General features: G+C 56.7%; 3 protein-coding genes. All 3 read left to right on the top strand.

The features are described from left to right. A partial coding sequence (locus JWR61_RS28125; protein WP_301930969.1) for a hypothetical protein occupies positions 1-590 on the top strand: 590 nt, incomplete at its 5' end. A 45-nt stretch (positions 591-635) separates the two neighbouring features. Further along, on the top strand, positions 636-1,658 hold the full coding sequence (locus JWR61_RS28120; RefSeq protein ID WP_301930968.1) for a hypothetical protein: 1,023 nt from the start codon (positions 636-638) through the stop codon (positions 1,656-1,658). Positions 1,659-1,903: 245 nt separating this feature from the next. Then, positions 1,904-2,828 (top strand): hypothetical protein (locus tag JWR61_RS28115; protein ID WP_301930967.1); only part of this gene is annotated, 925 nt, incomplete at its 3' end.

Here is a 2,828-nt window from a genome sequence, read left to right as displayed (position 1 = left end):
TGAACCAATGGCTTCGTCAAAATAACATGACCGAGACCAGGGTCTATGAGAAGACAGCCACGGCACAGTACAACTGGAACCGCGCAGAGGTCTTCCGCACTGCCTTGTACCAGGGCCTAGTTCATATCCCTCTGGATTCCAAGGACTGTGAATGGTCCGCCCTTGAGTTGAAGAACCTCCAGCAGATCAACACGGCCGGTCGTTTCCCTCGTGTCGATAAGCAGGAAATTGGTATGGTTCAGACTAAGGATATGGCTGACTGCATTATGGAAGTAACGGAAGCCCTGATTGGTAATGTCATTGCCAATGAAGTTCGAGCCAACCTAGGTGAGTTGTCGGTAGAGGTTGGAGCCAAGGGTGGTTACCAAATGGGTGGTCGCAACGACCAGATGGAGTCCTTCTACCACTCCAACAAGGGCACCCACACCTTCCGCGAGCAGCGCAAGGGCTTGGATCCTAATGGTAACCCCGCGGTCTCGGCAGCGGACAGAGTACGACAGCAACTTGATGGGCTTACCTCTTCACGTCAGGGAACGTGGGCCTCTCGTGCTGGCCGTCCTAATCGCGGAGGTAGAGGCCGTGGTTATTAATAGCAACCTTCAAAACTTCTCCGTGCAACAGGGTTAAAGATTAGAATGCCAGCCACAGCCCCCACATTCGTGTTCGATGACGACGGCAAGGCGTATGCGTACGTCGCTGGCAAGATCGTCGCCGCGGCCGAAGATGTTGATGAACTAGAGCGCAAGCTTGCTGATTTCCCAGCGGACTTCAAGAAGAAGGAAGACCCTGAGGATGACCGAGACAACAAGGATGATGAGGACGAAGAGGATGACGCTCCAGTCACCGTCTCGTCAGCCACTCATGTAGTCACACCTAATGGGCTGAAGGGCACCATCCTAGGTAAGCAGCGCGGTCTCTGGGGAGACCAGGTTACTATCCGTTTGGAGAACGGACGCATCGCTAAGTTCGATGTCACGTCCGACTCCAAGATGGAGTACATCAAGGAAGCCAAGACTGTACAGGCCTCTCCAATCAAGGCCCTACAGGATCGCCTTGACGAGATGCCTGACGGTACTAAGGATTCCTTGGTCGCTCGCATCGTGGAACTCAAGGCCATTAAGCGCGAGGCGGCGAACCTCATCAGGTCATCGTCCTACTCTGACGGTGAGACACTGGACAACCTGGTTGTCCAAGCTGATTACGAGGTCCGCGAGGTCACCGACGCACTGGCTGGGCTAGAGGACGCAGAGTCCTTCATCCCGGAGGCTCCGTTCGCTCCTGCCGCAGTCGAGCAGGCATCCATGGGTGGTAATGATGGAAGCTGGCTTGACAATGCCGCCGAAGAGATGATCGCTGAGAACGAGGCGCAGGACTTTGACGCACTTATCAGTGAGGCTCCTGATACCTTTGTGGCTGAGCTTGAGACACCTGTTCTTGAGGACGCCGGAGTTACTCGTGAATATGCTGACCAATTTGTGTCGGCTAGGACAGCCGGTCTAGAGAAGACGGCTACTACGGACTTCCGCGCAGCATTCCTACAGCGCGTAGAGGAGGCTCGTCAATTCGAGCTTCGCACGAGGCAGGCAGACCGAGAGGTCATGGCTAAGGAAGCATCAGCAGAAAACCACGACGGCGAAGCCGAAGGACTGTTCTGGTAATGAGTGGACTCTTTGAGTACATGGCAGCAAACGATGATAGCCATCGTGTAGCCGCGCGTAAGGCGCTGGCATTGGCTCGCGCTAGGGCCGTCAGGCAGTTTGACAACTTCCTCGCAAGCGGGGATCGTCAGGCTCGACTAGCGATGGTAGCGGGCGACCTATCAGAGACGGTCAGGCAGGCATGCGCTGACTGTGAGCACGACGACTGGGAGACAGTACTCTCCTCCGTGCAGGAACACCTTGGCATGCAAGTTGAAGCAGTACGTAAGCCAAAGATGTGCCCGGTTCACCGTGAGATCACAGACATCTCCCTTCAGTCGGGCGATCCACAGGCTGGCTTCTCTTCCATGTCGCCGCACCTCTTTGGTGAGCAGTCTTGCCGCGGTTCCTACGATGGTCGTTGTAACTTTAAGCCTGAGATGACTACGCAGTCCTACTGGGACTCCAAGGCTGAACAGGCAGACCAGCGCCGCCAGGAGCGCGAGCAGCAGCAAGAGCTAACGCTACAGACGCTTGACTTCCAGGATCCGGCTACGCAGGAAGACTTCATTGACGAGGTTTCCAACGAGCTTTCCACCGACCCAAGCCTAGAATCGCAGGACTGGGGCGTTGCTGAGACGATGGACAACCAGCTTGAGGCCGCGCCTGCGATGGCCATGGCTGCCAAGGTACGCAAGTCAGCCCGTGTCCCGGTGAGCATCGTTCACGGGGGCATGTTCGAGGGCCTGAACATGATCGAAGGCAAGAAGCCCGGCTTGATGGTCAACGGCATGCCTCTCGGTGACTTCCACAATCACTGGGGACAGCGCCAGGCTTCAGGTGAGGACACATTGCAGTGGCCAGACATCGAGGTCAGCCATCCGCACCCTCGCATGGAGCAGTTAGCCGCACAGGTACTAGCCGCAGGTAGCTCCCGTCCTGTCCTGGATTTCCTTGCAGCTAACCGAGCCCGTCGTCTGCAACAGCAGGGCGTGCAGGCACGTACCGCTGAGGCCCTAGAGACAGTGGATGTCACCAAGGGTACGGACTCTCCCGAGCCCAAGATGGACAAGAGCAAGTGGACTCCGGATAGCGTCTCTTTTTTAGACGTTGAGATGGCCGGGTCTCCGCACCCGACCATCCACCAGGACATCGCCCAGCCAGCGCAGTACAAGGACGGCGAAGACGATG

Source organism: Ferruginibacter sp. (genome assembly GCF_028288465.1).
Classification (GTDB): domain Bacteria; phylum Bacteroidota; class Bacteroidia; order Chitinophagales; family Chitinophagaceae; genus Ferruginibacter.
This window is presented reverse-complemented; position numbering and strand designations above follow the sequence as displayed.

Coding starts and splice junctions, on each gene's coding strand:
- JWR61_RS28120 (WP_301930968.1), top strand. CDS start 636: ATGCCAGCCACAGCCCCCACATTCGTGTTCGATGACGACGGCAAGGCG.